Genomic DNA, 15,062 nt, shown 5'->3' with positions numbered 1-15,062 from the left:
AAACGCACAGGGGGGATCACCCTGTGCGTGGGCCATTAAACCCCAAGGCGATCGCGGAGACTGTAGTACGCCGCGCCCATGGCGGTAAACGGAATGCGCAGATTGCGCCCGCCAGGGAACGGGTAATGCGGCAGTTTTGCAAACGCGTCGAAACGCTCTGCATCACCGCGTAATGCTTCTGAAACCAGTCGGCCGGCCAGGTGCGTGCAGGTCACGCCGTGGCCGCTGTAACCCTGCATGTAATAAATGTTACCGGACAGGCGGCCAAACTGCGGCATCCTTGAGAGCGTCAGCAGGAAGTTGCCGGTCCAGCGGTAATCGATTTTCACCCCTTTCAGTTGTGGGAACGTTTTGAGCAGTTTCGGCATGATCAGGCGCTCAACGTCATCGGGATCGCGCGCGCCATACACCACGCCGCCGCCGTACAGCAGGCGGTTATCGCCGGTCAGACGGTAGTAATCCAGCAGATAGTTACAATCTTCCACGCAGTAGTTATTCGGGATCAGCGACTGCGCCACTTCCGCTGACAGTGGTTCGGTGGTTACCACCTGCGTACCGCATGGCATACTGCGTTTTGCCAGTTCCGGCTCGACTTTATCACCGAGATAGGCGTTACCGGCGACGATCACATAGCGGGCGGTCACCTGGCCTTTTTCCGTACTGACCACTGCCGGATTGCTGTGCTGGATCCTGGTCACCGGCGATTGTTCGTAGACACGCCCGCCGTTCAGACGGATCGCGTCGGCTTCGCCAATGGCAAGATTCAGCGGATGAATATGCCCGCCGCTGCGGTCGAGCAGGGCGCCGACGTAGCGATCGGTATTCACCTCTCTGGCGATGGCGTCGGCGTCCAGCATCTCCAGTTGCGTGTTGCCGTAGCGCTCCCAGTTCTCTTTTTGCTCTTCGAGCGTTGCCAGCTGTTTAGGGTTCAGTGCCACAAACAGGCCGCCGGGGCGGTAATCGCAGTCAATCTGGTAGCGTTTAATGCGTTCGCGAATGATCTCGCCGCCTTCAAACATCATGCTACCGAGCATGCGGGCGGCGTCCGGGCCGTAGTTGTTTTCAATCACGTCGATGTCGCGGCTGTAGGAGTTCACCAGTTGGCCGCCATTGCGACCACTGGCGCCAAAACCGATACGGGCGGATTCCAGCAACACCACGTCATAACCCATCTCAGCAAGATGCAGGGCGGAAGAGAGGCCGGTGTAACCGCCGCCCACCACGCAGACGTCACAGGTGATGGATTCTGAAAGCGTCGGAAATGGCGCATATTTATTGGCGCTGGCGGCATAATAGCTGGTGGTATGTTCAGTCATGATGAAGGCTCCAGGGCAATCCAGATGGTTTTCAGTTCGCTAAATTTCTCAAGGGCATGCAGGGACTTATCGCGACCATTGCCGCTTTGCTTATAACCGCCAAACGGTACGGTCATATCCCCGTCGTTATAGTTGTTCACAAAAACTGACCCCGCTTTCAGGCGACGGCTCATGCGGTGCGCGCGATTAAGCGACCCGGTCCACACTGCCGCGCCGAGTCCGTAATCGCTGTCATTCGCCAGTTGCAGCGCGTCCTCTTCACTACGAAAGCGATTAACAACCAGCACCGGGCCGAAAATTTCGTCGCGTGATATATGCGAGTTGGGATCGACATCCACAAAAATGGTCGGGCCGACAGCCGCCGGATGGGCATCGCTGCGACCGTCGAGCAACAGTGTATTGCCGGATTCGCCGTCGCGGATAAAACTCTGCACCGTGTCGGCGTGGGCGTTGTCGATCAGGGTGCCCATGGTGCAGGCGGGATCGAGCGGGTTGCCTGGCTGCCAGTTTTTCGCCTGTTCTTTCAACAGCGCAAGGAAACGGTCGGCGATGCTCTCTTCCACCAGCAGACGGGTGCCGGCGATGCAGACCTGCCCCTGGTTGTAGAAGATCCCCGCCGCGGTGGCGGCGGCTGCTTTTTCCAGATCCGGGCAGTCAGCAAAAACCACGTTGGCGCTCTTGCCGCCCGCTTCCAGCCAGACGCGCTTCATATTGGAATCGCCAGCGTCTTTCAGCAGTTGTTTCCCGGTGCGGGTGGAGCCGGTAAAGGTGATAACGTCCACGTCCGGGTGCAGCGACAGCGCCTGCCCGGCTTCGTGCCCGAAACCGCTGATCACGTTGAGCACGCCGTCCGGCAGCCCGGCTTCTTTTGCCAGCCCCGCCAGACGCAGGGCCGTCAGCGGTGATTTTTCTGAGGGTTTTAAGATGACGCTGTTACCTGCGGCCAGTGCCGGGCCGAGCTTCCAGCAGGCCAGCAGCAGCGGGAAGTTCCACGGCACAATAGCGGCAATCACACCAACCGGCTCGCGGACGATCATCGCCAGTTCATTCGGTGAAGTGGTCGCCACTTCGCCATACACTTTATCAATGGCTTCGGCATACCAGCGGATAGCGCGGGCCGCGCCAGGAATATCATCACGCAGGCTATGGCGAATCGGTTTACCGGTATCGATCGTTTCCAGTAATGCCAGCTCCTCGTGATACTGCTCCATGAGATCCGCGAGCTTATTCAGCACCGCTTTGCGTTTCGCCGGTGCCGCCTGCGACCAGTCGCCGCGCTCAAACACTTCACGTGCAGCACGTACGGCGAGGTCAACGTCAGCTTTTTTCCCGCGGGCGACGGCAGTAATCGGACGCTGGGCGGCGGGATCCAGCGTGGCGAACGTACTGTTATCCTGTGCTTCGCAATACTCGCCATTAATAAATAAACGGCTTTCCGGCGTGATATTTTTTGCTTTTCCCTGCCAGTAATTCAGATGATGGAAATTCATAAAAACCTCTTATTTCAATCGGATAAATTATTGCTCCGGCAAAATCTGGCCGCAGAGAGCCGCAGGCGGGTTCGCCTGTGACACTTTGTGTTAATAAAGGCCTGAACGCGTCAGGCCAGAAAAATCAGAACGTGGTGGGAGTGTGGGCGCTGATGATGCGGCAGATGCCTGCCGAGGTGTTGCTGAAACTGTGAGGAATGCCGGTGTTGATGGCATAACTCTGTCCCGCAACTAAGTGGTACGACTGTCCGTTTATGGTCAATACCACTTCACCTTCCAGTATTGTGCCAATCTCCTCACCCTGGTGTTTGATCCGCTCGCCTGTCGTCGTACCGGGCTGGTACGTCTCGAAGATCATCGCCAGTGTGCGATTAGGATTCCCGTTATGAATCAGCTTCATGGAAACACCCTGACTGCCGATTTCGATCAGATCGTCCTGATTGATAACGACCTGTGGCTCGTCCGGTTTTTCCGGTTCGGCAAAGAACTCGGAGAGAGACAGTCCGTAAACTTTCAGCAGCTTCTGGAGCGAGCTGATCGCCGGGCTGACTTTATCCTGTTCAATAGTGCTGATTGCACTGTGTGTTAATCCAGACAGTTCGGCTGCGCGACGCTGAGAAAGACCCAGTTGTTGTCGAATCTCCGCCAGACGTTTCCCCGGAGCCAGGCCGTCATCGCTCATAATTTCTATTTCCTTAACAGTAGTGGTCAGAGTCGCTGCTTTTCAGCGAGATAGTTCTGACAGGCAGTAATAAAACCTTCGAGCAACAAACGCGACAGGGCGTATTCGCTACTGTTCCATTCCGGGTGCCACTGAACGCCCAGCGCGTAAGGATGATCGTGAACGCTCACGGCTTCCACCAACCCATCCTGCGAACGCGCTTCAACGCGCAGCCGCGGCCCCAGTGTTTTTGCGCCCTGACCGTGCAGGGAGTTGACCCAGAATGTGCTGCAACCGGGCAGTAATGCTGAAAGCAATCCGCCTTCCTGCACCTGAACTTCATGCGAAGGCGCGTACTGCTGCTCCACCGGTAACTCCGCATCTTCGCGGTGTTCCAGAAACTGGGCGTGATCGTACAGGCGACGATACAGAGTCCCGCCAGTAGCGACAACCATTTCCTGCATTCCCCGGCAGATGGCGAAAAGGGGGATGCGCCTTTCGAGCGCGGCGGTGATTAACGCCATGCTCAGTTGATCACGCCCGGGATCGGCGTCAGGCTCATCGCCGTTTTCACCATAGAGGTGCGGCTGTACATTGCTCGGGCTACCTGGCAGGAAAATACCATCAAGTTTTGGTAACAGGGCGGCAAAAAGTTCCGGTTCTGCCAGCGCATGCGGTAACGCGATGGGCAATCCTCCGACGTTTAAAACGGCATTCAGGTACTTCTCCTGCAAAGTCTGGGTCTCGTGACCCTTGATCCTGTTCCTGCACATCACAACACCAATGACTGGCTTGTCAAATATATTGCCCATGATCGGCCTCACGTTCTGGAAAAAATTATTGCCAAACGGTTCCCTGTTGCAAATTTCCGTTCAATATTTTCTCAATCTAGCAGTGAGATAACTTGTTTGCAAACTTCATTTAACATTTGACAAACATTTGGATTGCAGCCAGAGTCGATGAATGGACATTATATTTAACGGTCTGTGTCAGTGACCGTACCTCAAAGCAACGGCGGTGAATCATGGAAACCAATATCGTAGAAGTTAAGAATTTTGTTCAGCAGTCTGAAGAGAGACGAAGTAGCGCGTTTGCGCGCGAAGTAAAACACTATCTCGAACGTTACCCGCAAACGCAGTATGTCGATGTTCTGTTAACCGATCTGAACGGCTGCTTCCGCGGCAAGCGTATTCCGGTTTCGGGGCTACGCAAGTTAGAGAAGGGCTGTTATTTCCCGGCCTCGGTGTTTGCCATGGATATCCTCGGCAATGTGGTTGAAGAAGCCGGGCTAGGGCAGGAGCTGGGTGAGCCGGATCGCAGTTGTGTTCCTGTACTGGGTACGCTGACACCGTCCGCGGCGGACCCGGAGTTTATCGGTCAGATGATGCTGACCATGCTGGATGAAGATGGCGCTCCCTTTGACGTTGAGCCGCGGAACGTACTGAACCGACTCTGGCAGCAGCTTCGCCAGCGCGGTCTGCACCCCGTGGTAGCGGTAGAGCTGGAGTTCTATTTACTGGACCGGCAGCGTGACGCAGAAGGGTATCTCCAGCCGCCGTGCGCGCCAGGTACGCAGGATCGCAATATGCAAAGTCAGGTCTATTCCGTTGATAACCTGAACCATTTCGCCGACGTGCTGACGGATATTGATGACCTGGCGCGGATGCAACTGATCCCGGCGGATGGTGCCGTCGCCGAAGCCTCGCCCGGTCAATTCGAAATCAACCTCCATCATACTGACAACGTACTGGATGCCTGTGACGATGCGCTGGCGCTAAAGCGTCTGGTTCGCCTGGTGGCCGAGAAGCATAAAATGCACGCCACGTTTATGGCGAAACCGTATGAAGAGCATGCGGGCAGCGGGATGCATATCCATATCAGCATCCTGAATAATAAAGGCGAAAACGTGCTGGCGGACGCCGATGGCGAAGATTCGAGCACGCTGAAGCGGGCACTGGCGGGAATGATAGACCTGATGCCTGCCTCTATGGCACTGTTAGCGCCTAACGTAAATTCGTATCGCCGTTTCCAGCCTGGCATGTATGTGCCAACGCAGGCGTCGTGGGGGCACAACAACCGTACGGTTGCGCTGCGAATTCCCTGCGGCGACCGCGACAACCATCGTGTTGAATACCGGGTGGCCGGTGCAGATGCCAACCCCTATCTGGTGATGGCCACCCTGCTGGCGGGCATTTTGCACGGCCTCGATAACGATTTGCCGTTACCGGCAGAAGTCGAAGGCAATGGGCTGGAGCAGGACGGCCTGCCGTTCCCGATCCGCCAGAGTGACGCGCTGTGTGAATTCACCGAGAGTGCCGCGCTGCGTGACCTGCTGGGAGCGCGTTTTTGCCACGTTTACCACGCGTGTAAGAATGACGAATTAATCCAGTTTGAGCGTCTCATCACCGATACCGAAATCGAGTGGATGCTGAAAAACGCCTGATATTAGATAAGACTGTAGCATCATGCTGCCTGCGCGGAGCCGGGCAGCCAGACTTTGCAGGAAACCCTGCCATTTCCCGTATGTCGCGTTATGGAGCGCTGGCGGCATCGGGTCTTCAGAAACACGACAGATTTTGTGACGAGGAAATGAGATGATGCAGATGTTTAAATACCCGCATGGCGAGGGCGGTTGCCTGAGCCGCTGTGAGTACGGGCCACTCCCGCACCGTGAACGCTTCTTGACTACCGATCTCACACGATTTACCCCCTTGCTAAGCAGGTGTGTTCGAAGGAAACAACGAACGCAAATCATTGCCGGCAAAGGGGGGAAAGGGCATGGCGGCTAACTCCTCTGTGAATACCTCAACGCAGGCGGGCAAACCGCAGTTGCGTAAATCCCTCAAGCTCTGGCAGGTCGTGGTGATGGGGCTTGCTTACCTGACGCCGATGACCGTGTTTGATACCTTCGGTATTGTTTCCGGCATCAGCGACGGCCACGTTCCGGCCTCCTATTTGCTGGCGCTGGCCGGCGTGCTGTTTACCGCCATCAGCTACGGCAAACTGGTGCGCCAGTTCCCGCAGGCGGGTTCCGCCTATACCTACGCGCAAAAAGCGATTAACCCGCACGTGGGCTTCATGGTCGGCTGGTCGTCGCTGCTTGATTATCTGTTCCTGCCGATGATTAACGTACTGCTGGCGAAGATTTACCTCACCGCATTATTTCCCGGCGTACCGCCGTGGGTATGGGTAGTGACGTTTGTGGCGATCCTGACTGCCGCCAACCTGAAGAGCGTAAACCTGGTGGCGAACTTTAACGCGCTGTTTGTGCTGGTGCAGATTGCCATCATCGTGGTCTTTATTTACCTGGTGGTGGACGGATTGCATAAAGGCGAGGGCGTCGGGACGGTCTGGTCGCTGCAACCGTTTATCAGTCAGAATGCGCATCTGATCCCGATTATTACCGGGGCCACCATTGTCTGTTTCTCGTTCCTCGGTTTTGACGCCGTGACGACGCTGTCGGAAGAGACGCCGGATGCGGCAAAAACCATCCCGAAAGCGATTTTCCTCACCGCGCTGTACGGCGGGTTGATCTTCATCGCCGCGTCCTTCTTTATGCAGCTGTTTTTCCCGGATATCAGCCGTTTTAAAGATCCCGATGCCGCGTTGCCGGAAATCGCCCTGTACGTTGGCGGCAAACTGTTCCAGTCCATTTTTCTGTGCACCACGTTCGTGAATACGCTGGCGTCGGGGCTGGCGTCGCATGCCAGCGTGTCGCGCCTGCTGTACGTGATGGGCCGCGACAACGTCTTCCCGGAGAAATATTTTGGTTATGTGCATCCGAAATGGCGCACCCCGGCGCTGAACGTGATCATGGTGGGCATTGTGGCGCTGTCGGCTCTGTTTTTCGATCTCGTCACTGCCACGGCGCTGATCAACTTCGGTGCGCTGGTGGCTTTCACCTTCGTGAACCTGTCGGTGTTTAACCACTTCTGGCGCAGGGAAGGGCGTAACAAAACCTGGCAGGAGAAACTGCATTATCTGATCCTGCCGCTGATTGGCGCGGCTACCGTCGCTGTGTTGTGGATTAACCTTGAGATCACCTCGCTGACGCTGGGGCTGGTCTGGGCCGGTGTCGGGGTTGTCTACCTCGGCTGGTTGACGCAGCGTTTCCGCAAGCCGCCGCCGCAGTTTGAAGGCGCAAAAGCGGAGCAGGCGTGGGAATCCTGAGGGAGGGATCGTCCGGAATGGAGAATAAATCGGCAAACGATTTAAATAGTGAAAACAGACTTTGACAAGCCCGGGGCGCCTCGTTAATATGCGCCCCGTTCACACAATTCCTCTGTAGTTCAGTCGGTAGAACGGCGGACTGTTAATCCGTATGTCACTGGTTCGAGTCCAGTCAGAGGAGCCATATTTAGAAAAGCCCGCTTAAGGAAACTTAAGCGGGCTTTTTGCTATGAGCGAGGATTAAACATCAGACTGACCATCATTATATCTGTGCCTTACTCATCTCTATCGGGACGAACGACGGTACTCCCTTCAGGAAAGGACGAATGTTATCATGAGCCCCGCTTGATTCTCCCTATTACGGGGCTTTCTGTTCATTTTCTTGAGGAGAAAATATGCACACAGTAGGCATATTCTGTGGCTCTTCTGAGGGCTGTTCACCGGCGTACATGGACGCTGCACGTCACGTAGGTAAATGGCTGGCAGAACAAGAGATACGTCTCGTTTATGGCGGCGGACGTGTTGGCTTGATGGGTGCCGTCGCTGACTCCGCTCTCGCATACGGTGGGCATGTAACGGGTGTTATTCCGAAATCTTTGCTGGAGCGTGAAATCGCTCACACCGGATTGTCCGAGCTTCATGTGGTGGATAATATGCACCAGAGAAAAAATGTGATGGCAGAACTATCATCCGGTTTTATCGCATTACCTGGTGGAGCAGGAACTGCTGAGGAAATATTTGAACAGTGGACCTGGGCGCAACTCGGAATACATGATAAACCCTGTGCGTTTCTGAATGTTAACCACTTTTATGATCCGCTAAGAGTGATGGTGCAGCAAATGGTAAGCGAAGGTTTTATGAAACAGGCCTATGCTGACATGCTTCTGTTTTCTGAAAATTTACAAGACATTATCGATTATTTTAAAACCTACGTACCCCCTGTTTCAAAGTGGACTACTCAGAACGGAAATCATCATGCCTGAACCAAAAACTATCCACATTGCTGCAGCCATCATGAAGGACGGAAAAGGACGGTTACTCCTTGTCAGGAAAAGAGACACTGCATATTTTATGCAACCCGGAGGGAAAATTGAGCCGGGAGAAAGCGCTCAGTCAGCACTGATTCGGGAACTCAGGGAAGAGCTTAACCTTGAACTATCACCTGAGGAGCTTACGCCGCTTGGGGAATTTACAGATATAGCGGCTAATGAGCCCGGTCATCTTCTTCACGCCAGTATGTTCAGCACAGAAAGATGCATTCAGGAAGTTCGACCCGCCGCTGAAATTGAGGAAATTCTCTGGTTGTCACCTTCTGATATTTCGTCCAGGCAACTGGCACCGTTAACGGCAAACAAAATTGTCCCGCACGTATGGCCATCATCAGTGTAGAAGACCCATCGCAGGATTGTCGTTTTGCCACCTCCACCTCCACCATCACCAGGAAGGTGGCAACATGCTTTTATAGTACCCCAACAATGAACTCAGTCTGACGTTAGTAGCGTCTGTTTCTGGCGCGAAGGGGACATATACAGAGCGCTGAATGTCCGTTATGAGCGAGAAGCGGACTTTGTGACTAAAGAAGTTCGCCTAAAACAGGAATTTAATTTATGAATACTTTATATCAATACTCGCAAACGTAAGCTTTTGACACAGAGAATACATCAATTAAAATGAACATTTATTAATGAAACTACTAATTAAGGGGGATATAAAGGATTAATTGCCTGTGGACTATCACTGCCTAGTGTTGTAATCTTGGATTGGTTATACCCCTTTTTTTATTATTAATTATGAGGTCGGCATGAGCAATTATGAAAAATTTTGGGATATTGGTCCACATTCCCCTTTGCCAGTTGAGGACACCTTTCATTCTTTTATTCGACAAAATGGAGGATGTGTTGTATCTGATATTTTACCAGGGAATCCTTCTTTTGAAAATGCTGATTATTCATTCAAGAACCATAATATAATAGGTGAGTTAAAAGAAATTAAAACCGAATTCCTTAACCAGAAAGGTGCAGAAATAAAGTTTTTTGAAATGATGAAGCGATTACTACAAGAATGCCCGGATTGGAAACCTTCGCTTTTAGGAGGAAATGATAATTTTCCAAATTGGTTTAAATATGAATTTGTAAGACTGGCTCGCCCGGGAATTACTAGGATTCTAAAAAAAGCAAACACACAAATTAAGGAAACAAAAAAATATTTCGATGTTCCTAACGCCAAGGGTGTTTTATTTTTTGTCAATGATGGTTTTACTGGCATTTCACCTTATTTAGTCCAAGCATTAGCTTGTGATGCATTAACTCATTCTTATTCTTCGATAAATTGTTTTGTATATATGACTTTGAATCGCTATATTACAATCAATGGTTCAAATGAACCTAAATTACTTTGGGTACCCAGTTATAGTGAGCGGGTCGATGATTCATTTGTTGATTTTATAGATGAGCTAGGTAGAAATTGGTCTGATTTCTTGGAGAGAAAAATAGGAAGTTTTACTTCCACGTACGAAGGAAGTGACCGAAGCATCCTGTTAAACTCTAAGGCTATCATCCCTCCTAACTAAAACTAGCCCGATTCCAATGACTGATTATTTACTCTATACATAACGCCCGCTTTTGACATGAAGCGTTACTGGAGGAGACTTGTACAAGTCTGCTAAATAGCCTTGAGCGGGTTAATATACTTGTGCAGGCATTGATCTGCAATATTACAGTGATATATTGAAGCCTGTATCATTGATGTATATATCTAGAGCTCCTCTATTTGTGACAACCCTCTTGCTCCGTTGTAAGAGTTATTCGCCTCATTTATAACGATATCATTACAACGTAATTTTCTCTTAGCCGTGAAAGTTAAGAGCATCATGAAAAATAATACTGCAGAGTTAACAGAAAGCATCTATATAATTGTAGGCATTATGAGCTTAAACCAATAAAATAATATTCGATACAATGTCATTCTTTAACTATAGCCAAAAGCCGATTAACCTCTTGCGTAGCCAATTTAAAAGCGGCTTCACATATTTTCAAAACCTCTTGAGATGCTTCATCAAGATCATTATAAGAATCAATAGTAGGGGTGTGATTTTCAGAGTGTAATGACTCTTGCATACATTGTTCCCATAACTTTGCTATTTCCTCAAGAGATGGGCCTATGGCCAACAGATCTAGAGCTAACATTCCCTCTGGTACTTCAAATAAATTTAAATTATCAATTGCGCGCTTTGTATTACGCATAGTCCACGGAGATACTTGCTGAAAGTCGTTTTTTTCGCCACGTTCCATTGCCGTACGGACCTCATTCATTAACGTTAACGAACGTATTATCAACGCTCTTACTATATGCATTTTTGCCAAATCTGACTCGGCTACTTTTCTTTTTTCAAGTTGTTTTTCATGTTTAATTTGATTGGCTGAAATCATACCAGCAATAATTATTGCTAAAATACTACCAATGGCTTGAATCCAGGCCGGAACGATTGATTTTATCATATCTTTTTCGGAAAAATCGATATAGGTAATACCTTTCATAGATAATAACAGAATCACTGCCAAAGAAAATATAGATACTATTTTTTTCATGACAATCTTTTTCCCTTTATCTCATTACATCAAATCACGCAACTTTCATCATAATAAAACAATGAAAGAATTATGAATCGCAAAGGTTATATACGGTGAGTATATGATACAATAATCACCAACGGTCCTCCATTTTTATCCACTATGCTCTGCCATTAATAGAATTAAATCAAGTGTTCATACGTCCGCTACTGGCACTAAGCAGCCTGTCAACCTATTTCCGCTCAGTAGCATCCTCATCGTTTGATTTAAAGGCATTTGTGAAAAATGGCAGGCATGTTTTTTCACTCGGTGCTGACAACGATGCGTTGTGTTACCTGTATCAGATTTCCAGAGCCCACCTTCGTGGGCTCATGCCTTCCACACTTACGACAGTACTGCTCCCCGCCCACGCAAATCGGCCATAACAAATTGTGACAAGTCGGTGAGGGCAGGGACAAGCTGGCTGATGGTTGTCAGCGTATGTGCTATCTGACAACGATAGTTTTCTGACATGAGGTTAGCATCTCCCTTTGCCAGCAAGTCACCTAAAAAAGCCAGGCAGTGGCATAACCCCGCGCGGGTTTCGTCGCAGCGCCAGGAGAGCATCAGACATTCGCCGTCATCCATTCTGGAAAAATCAATATTCGCCAGTGCGCCTGCCATATCAGAATAGTGAATGTCCGTATAGCGCAGTGAGTCGGTATATATGTTTGTGGTAGCATCAGCGTTAGCCATAGCATTATCTCCGTTAATGTTGTGGTCAGAGGCCCGGCATGTGTTCGCGCACTGCCGGGCTTCATTTCAGTTGCATTACACCTCGTCATTGCGGTGTAATTACAATAAGACTATGCTACGGAATTTGTAATTACAATGTCAACACAAAAGGCGAAAACCGATCAGTACCAAATCAGACTTTCTCATGAGTTTCGTATACAGCTTGAAGAGCAGGCGCGTAAGGATGGCGACAGTACGCTGGCGACCTGGCTAAAACGGATACTGCGAAAGGAATTGCAATCTCGAGGGATCGAGCCGAAAGGATAATAAAACGCAGACGGCCTCCACTGGCAATCAATAGGGAGGCCGTATGTTCTCTGCTCCAGAACGTTATCAACCTGGCCCCTCACTTCCTGCCGCCAGCAGCGGCACCACGACGTCACTGATGGGCGTTGGAATCTGATGTAAGCGACCATAACGCTGTATCACGCCGTTGCGGATATCCCACTCCATCGGGCGATTGGCCTGACGGTCGGCGAGAATAGAGGTACTTAAATCCGCAGGGGCGCGATGAAAACCGTCGATGATCTCCTGCAGAACGCTATCGGGCAGTTCTGCGCCTTCCGCACGGGCTACCGTCAGACATTCGCGCAGATAAGCCAGCGCCAGTTCAGTGATATCCTCGCGGGCGAACATTCCGGCACGGCGATTCGCCAGCACCATCAGACCCGCGACGGCGTTCTGCAACAGTTTGCGCCAGGCGATGGAGATAAAATCAGCAGACAGCTCAACCGCGCAGCGCGTGCCCGCGAGCGCATCTACAACCCGTTTTACCTGCGGCACATGCGGCAGCGTCAGGCGCGGTCTGGCGCGTAACCATACCGAAGCATCAGGCTCGCGCTGGGCCGGGAACCACACCACCGACGGCAACACTTTTGCGCCGTTAACAAAGGGTTTCAGCTGTGTTTCCTGTTCGACGCCATTTTGCAGTGCGCACACAACAGTATTTTCATCGCACAATGCGGCCAGCCACCCGGCGCTGTCAGCGACCTGAGTCGTTTTCAACGCGACAAACACCAGATCGAACGGGTGGCTTATCGTCGCCGGATTGCTCAGTACCGGACCTGGTACGACAATTTCACCCTCATCATGACGCAAAATTAACTGCGAATGCGCGGTGCGCCCGCAAAGAACGGGGGTACGGTCAACTTCGTGAAGTACAGCGGCGATGGTCGTACCGATAGCCCCCGGACCAACAAGCGCAATCGAGAGATGGTCAGACATCGTGTATTCTCCTGATTTGATTAACCTATCATCAGCGTACCGGCGGCAATCATTGTGCACGTCAGCATTTTTCTCAGCGTTAACGTTTCGCCGAGAAACAGATAACCCAGCACAGCGGCAAACAACACGCTGGTTTCACGTAATGCAGAGACAGCCCCCATTGGCGCTGCTGTCATGGCATAAATGATGATGCCGTAAGCGAGCAGCGAAACAAGACCGCCCCCTGCCGCACGGAGTAAATCGGGTCGCCAGCAGAGCAAACTTTTACTGTCGCGCAATGTGATATAGAGTGCTGGCATCATCACACCCCATAATGCGCTCATCCATACGGTATAGGAAAGCGCGTTGCCGGAGACGCGCACACCCATACCATCCACGACGCTATACGCGGCGATAAACGCCCCTGTAGCAAGGGGATATTGCAAACCTGACATCACCCGTTTGCGCCCAACGGCGGCAAGCATCAGGATGCCGACGGAAATGAGTGTGATACCGAGAAGGGTGCTCAGTTCAATTCTTTCCCCGGCGAACAGTGCCGCCGCACAGGTCACCATCAGTGGTGAAGAACCGCGTGCTATCGGGTAGGTCTGGCCGAAATCTCCGCTCCGATAGCTGCGTATCAGACACAGGTTATAGCCGACATGCAGCAGTGCCGAGAGCAGCGCGTATTTCCAGCTGGCGCTGTCAGGGGCTGGCAAAAACAGTGCGGTTGCGGCACAGGTCACGGCGATCGTCAGACACATAATGGTCATCGACCATAACCGGTCAGTCCCGCCGCGCAACAAGGCGTTCCAGCTGGCATGTAGCAGAGCGGCAAATAATGTAAGTAAAACAATATGAATGGGCATATCCTGATGCTAAACGGCATGTGCCCGAATGAAAAGTGAAGTGTTGTCATTAAACTATGAGCAAATACTCATACTTCAACGGTAACTGAGCTGCGCCTGTTGTGATTCCGCCAGTAACCATTTACGGAAATGAATGATGTGCGGTTGCGTTTCGATACCTTTCGGGCAGACGAAATAATAGGCGGCGGGGGAAGGAAAAGGCACATCAAAGAGGCGCACCAGACTGCCATCAGCAATCTCTTTTTCAACATGCCCGCTGCGTGCTAATGCAATGCCCTGACCGAGTAGCGCGGCTTCAATCGTCATATTAGTATCCGCGAAACGAACGCTTTCATGCAGCACATCCGTGTTCAGGCCGATAAACTTAAACCAGACATCCCATTTCGGCACCAGATCCGCGCCATCACGCATAAGAAGGGGGTAACGCAGCAGTTCGGCAGGTTCGTCGGGTATGCCAAAACGTTGTAATAGCGCCGGGCTGGCAACCGGAAATAGCTGCTCGCGGAACATAAATTCTGTGTGCAGCGCCGGATAATTACCATGGCCAAAACGGATCGCCACATCGGAATCGGTACTGGCGAAATTGATGGCTTTGTCAGTGCTTTCCAGCGTTACCAGAATTTCCGGATGCAAACGTGCCAAACCTGGCAGGCGGGGCAGCAGCCATTTCAGGGCGAAAGAGTAAGTGGTATTAACCCGCAATCGCACCCGGCCTTTTTGCTCTCGAAGATCGGCAAGTGTGGTTTCAAGCTTACTAAAGAATTCGCGCACCAGGGGAGCAAGCGCTGCACCAGCCGGGGTCAGCCTGAGGGTTTTCCCTCGCTCAAAAAGCTGCACGCCCCAGATTTCCTCCAGATTTTTCAGCTGATGACTGACCGCGCTTTGTGTAATAAACAGCTCTGCGGCCGCTGAGGTAAATGTGGTATGGCGGGTGGCAACTTCAAATGTACGCAGCGTGGCGGTAGGGGGGAGGTCACGCATGATGTCGTTCCTGTTAATGAGCTAACACT

At 51.5% G+C, this 15,062-nt stretch carries 15 protein-coding genes and 1 tRNA gene; 7 read left to right on the top strand and 9 right to left on the bottom strand.

Going from position 1 to position 15,062, the window contains the following annotated elements:
* Nucleotides 1-35: 35 nt before the first annotated feature.
* The 4 genes from QMG90_RS13660 to puuD all read right to left on the bottom strand — a co-directional run bounded on the left by QMG90_RS13660 (nt 36) and on the right by puuD (nt 4,279).
* Nucleotides 36-1,316, bottom strand: coding sequence for an NAD(P)/FAD-dependent oxidoreductase (locus QMG90_RS13660; protein ID WP_283280184.1), 1,281 nt, complete (start codon nt 1,314-1,316; stop codon nt 36-38).
* Nucleotides 1,313-2,806, bottom strand: coding sequence for an aldehyde dehydrogenase PuuC (puuC, locus tag QMG90_RS13655; RefSeq protein ID WP_283280183.1), 1,494 nt, complete (start codon nt 2,804-2,806; stop codon nt 1,313-1,315). The genes QMG90_RS13660 and puuC overlap by 4 nt, the downstream gene beginning before the upstream one ends.
* A gap of 124 nt (nt 2,807-2,930) precedes the next feature.
* The gene (puuR, locus tag QMG90_RS13650; RefSeq protein WP_049848290.1) at nt 2,931-3,488 is read right to left on the bottom strand and encodes an HTH-type transcriptional regulator PuuR; all 558 of its coding nucleotides are present in this window, start codon (nt 3,486-3,488) and stop codon (nt 2,931-2,933) included.
* Between the two features lie 26 nt (nt 3,489-3,514).
* A complete protein-coding gene (puuD, locus tag QMG90_RS13645; RefSeq protein WP_283280182.1) occupies nt 3,515-4,279 on the bottom strand; it encodes a gamma-glutamyl-gamma-aminobutyrate hydrolase in 765 nt (254 codons plus the stop codon).
* Between the two features lie 212 nt (nt 4,280-4,491).
* Here puuD and QMG90_RS13640 point away from each other — a divergent pair, with 212 nt between their 5' ends.
* The 6 genes from QMG90_RS13640 (at nt 4,492) to QMG90_RS13615 (ending at nt 10,206) form a co-directional block, all read left to right on the top strand.
* Nucleotides 4,492-5,910 (top strand): glutamine synthetase family protein, encoded by a 1,419-nt coding sequence (locus tag QMG90_RS13640; protein WP_283280181.1) that lies wholly within the window; start codon nt 4,492-4,494, stop codon nt 5,908-5,910.
* Between the two features lie 335 nt (nt 5,911-6,245).
* A complete protein-coding gene (locus tag QMG90_RS13635; protein WP_283280180.1) occupies nt 6,246-7,637 on the top strand; it encodes an APC family permease in 1,392 nt (463 codons plus the stop codon).
* A 108-nt stretch (nt 7,638-7,745) separates the two neighbouring features.
* Nucleotides 7,746-7,821 (top strand) — tRNA-Asn (locus QMG90_RS13630).
* 211 nt (nt 7,822-8,032) lie between these two features.
* Nucleotides 8,033-8,620, top strand: coding sequence for an LOG family protein (locus QMG90_RS13625; protein ID WP_283280179.1), 588 nt, complete (start codon nt 8,033-8,035; stop codon nt 8,618-8,620).
* The gene (locus QMG90_RS13620; RefSeq protein WP_283280178.1) at nt 8,613-9,026 is read left to right on the top strand and encodes an NUDIX hydrolase; all 414 of its coding nucleotides are present in this window, start codon (nt 8,613-8,615) and stop codon (nt 9,024-9,026) included. Before QMG90_RS13625 ends, QMG90_RS13620 begins: the two co-directional genes overlap by 8 nt.
* Nucleotides 9,027-9,438: 412 nt before the next feature.
* Nucleotides 9,439-10,206, top strand: coding sequence for a hypothetical protein (locus tag QMG90_RS13615; protein WP_283280177.1), 768 nt, complete (start codon nt 9,439-9,441; stop codon nt 10,204-10,206).
* Nucleotides 10,207-10,597: 391 nt separating this feature from the next.
* Here the strand turns inward: QMG90_RS13615 and QMG90_RS13610 are convergent, their stop codons facing one another.
* Together QMG90_RS13610 and QMG90_RS13605 are read right to left on the bottom strand one after the other, a co-directional pair.
* Entirely contained in the window at nt 10,598-11,224 is a 627-nt protein-coding gene (locus QMG90_RS13610; protein ID WP_283280176.1) for a hypothetical protein, read from the bottom strand.
* A gap of 366 nt (nt 11,225-11,590) precedes the next feature.
* Nucleotides 11,591-11,941, bottom strand: coding sequence for a hypothetical protein (locus tag QMG90_RS13605; RefSeq protein ID WP_283280175.1), 351 nt, complete (start codon nt 11,939-11,941; stop codon nt 11,591-11,593).
* A gap of 135 nt (nt 11,942-12,076) precedes the next feature.
* On the opposite strand from QMG90_RS13605, the gene QMG90_RS13600 reads away from it, so the two are divergent.
* Entirely contained in the window at nt 12,077-12,247 is a 171-nt protein-coding gene (locus QMG90_RS13600; RefSeq protein WP_283280174.1) for a hypothetical protein, read from the top strand.
* Nucleotides 12,248-12,313: 66 nt separating this feature from the next.
* On the opposite strand, the gene QMG90_RS13595 is transcribed toward QMG90_RS13600, so the two are convergent.
* From QMG90_RS13595 to gcvA, 3 genes are all read right to left on the bottom strand, one after another.
* On the bottom strand, nt 12,314-13,204 hold the full coding sequence (locus QMG90_RS13595) for an oxidoreductase (protein ID WP_283280173.1): 891 nt from the start codon (nt 13,202-13,204) through the stop codon (nt 12,314-12,316).
* Between the two features lie 20 nt (nt 13,205-13,224).
* Nucleotides 13,225-14,052, bottom strand: coding sequence for a DMT family transporter (locus QMG90_RS13590; protein ID WP_283280172.1), 828 nt, complete (start codon nt 14,050-14,052; stop codon nt 13,225-13,227).
* Nucleotides 14,053-14,127: 75 nt separating this feature from the next.
* Nucleotides 14,128-15,033: a transcriptional regulator GcvA gene (gene gcvA / locus QMG90_RS13585; protein ID WP_283280171.1), complete on the bottom strand. Its 906-nt coding sequence runs from the start codon at nt 15,031-15,033 to the stop codon at nt 14,128-14,130.
* Nucleotides 15,034-15,062: the final 29 nt, after the last annotated feature.

Source organism: Trabulsiella odontotermitis (assembly GCF_030053895.1).
Taxonomy (GTDB): domain Bacteria; phylum Pseudomonadota; class Gammaproteobacteria; order Enterobacterales; family Enterobacteriaceae; genus Trabulsiella; species Trabulsiella odontotermitis_C.
This window is presented reverse-complemented; position numbering and strand designations above follow the sequence as displayed.

Bases quoted from the DNA above. Each gene is read 5' to 3' on its own strand.
- QMG90_RS13660 (WP_283280184.1), bottom strand. From the start codon at position 1,316: ATGACTGAACATACCACCAGCTATTATGCCGCCAGCGCCAATAAATAT.
- puuC (WP_283280183.1), bottom strand. From the start codon at position 2,806: ATGAATTTCCATCATCTGAATTACTGGCAGGGAAAAGCAAAAAATATC.
- puuR (WP_049848290.1), bottom strand. From the start codon at position 3,488: ATGAGCGATGACGGCCTGGCTCCGGGGAAACGTCTGGCGGAGATTCGA.
- puuD (WP_283280182.1), bottom strand. From the start codon at position 4,279: ATGGGCAATATATTTGACAAGCCAGTCATTGGTGTTGTGATGTGCAGG.
- QMG90_RS13640 (WP_283280181.1), top strand. From the start codon at position 4,492: ATGGAAACCAATATCGTAGAAGTTAAGAATTTTGTTCAGCAGTCTGAA.
- QMG90_RS13635 (WP_283280180.1), top strand. From the start codon at position 6,246: ATGGCGGCTAACTCCTCTGTGAATACCTCAACGCAGGCGGGCAAACCG.
- QMG90_RS13625 (WP_283280179.1), top strand. From the start codon at position 8,033: ATGCACACAGTAGGCATATTCTGTGGCTCTTCTGAGGGCTGTTCACCG.
- QMG90_RS13620 (WP_283280178.1), top strand. From the start codon at position 8,613: ATGCCTGAACCAAAAACTATCCACATTGCTGCAGCCATCATGAAGGAC.
- QMG90_RS13615 (WP_283280177.1), top strand. From the start codon at position 9,439: ATGAGCAATTATGAAAAATTTTGGGATATTGGTCCACATTCCCCTTTG.
- QMG90_RS13610 (WP_283280176.1), bottom strand. From the start codon at position 11,224: ATGAAAAAAATAGTATCTATATTTTCTTTGGCAGTGATTCTGTTATTA.
- QMG90_RS13605 (WP_283280175.1), bottom strand. From the start codon at position 11,941: ATGGCTAACGCTGATGCTACCACAAACATATATACCGACTCACTGCGC.
- QMG90_RS13600 (WP_283280174.1), top strand. From the start codon at position 12,077: ATGTCAACACAAAAGGCGAAAACCGATCAGTACCAAATCAGACTTTCT.
- QMG90_RS13595 (WP_283280173.1), bottom strand. From the start codon at position 13,204: ATGTCTGACCATCTCTCGATTGCGCTTGTTGGTCCGGGGGCTATCGGT.
- QMG90_RS13590 (WP_283280172.1), bottom strand. From the start codon at position 14,052: ATGCCCATTCATATTGTTTTACTTACATTATTTGCCGCTCTGCTACAT.
- gcvA (WP_283280171.1), bottom strand. From the start codon at position 15,033: ATGCGTGACCTCCCCCCTACCGCCACGCTGCGTACATTTGAAGTTGCC.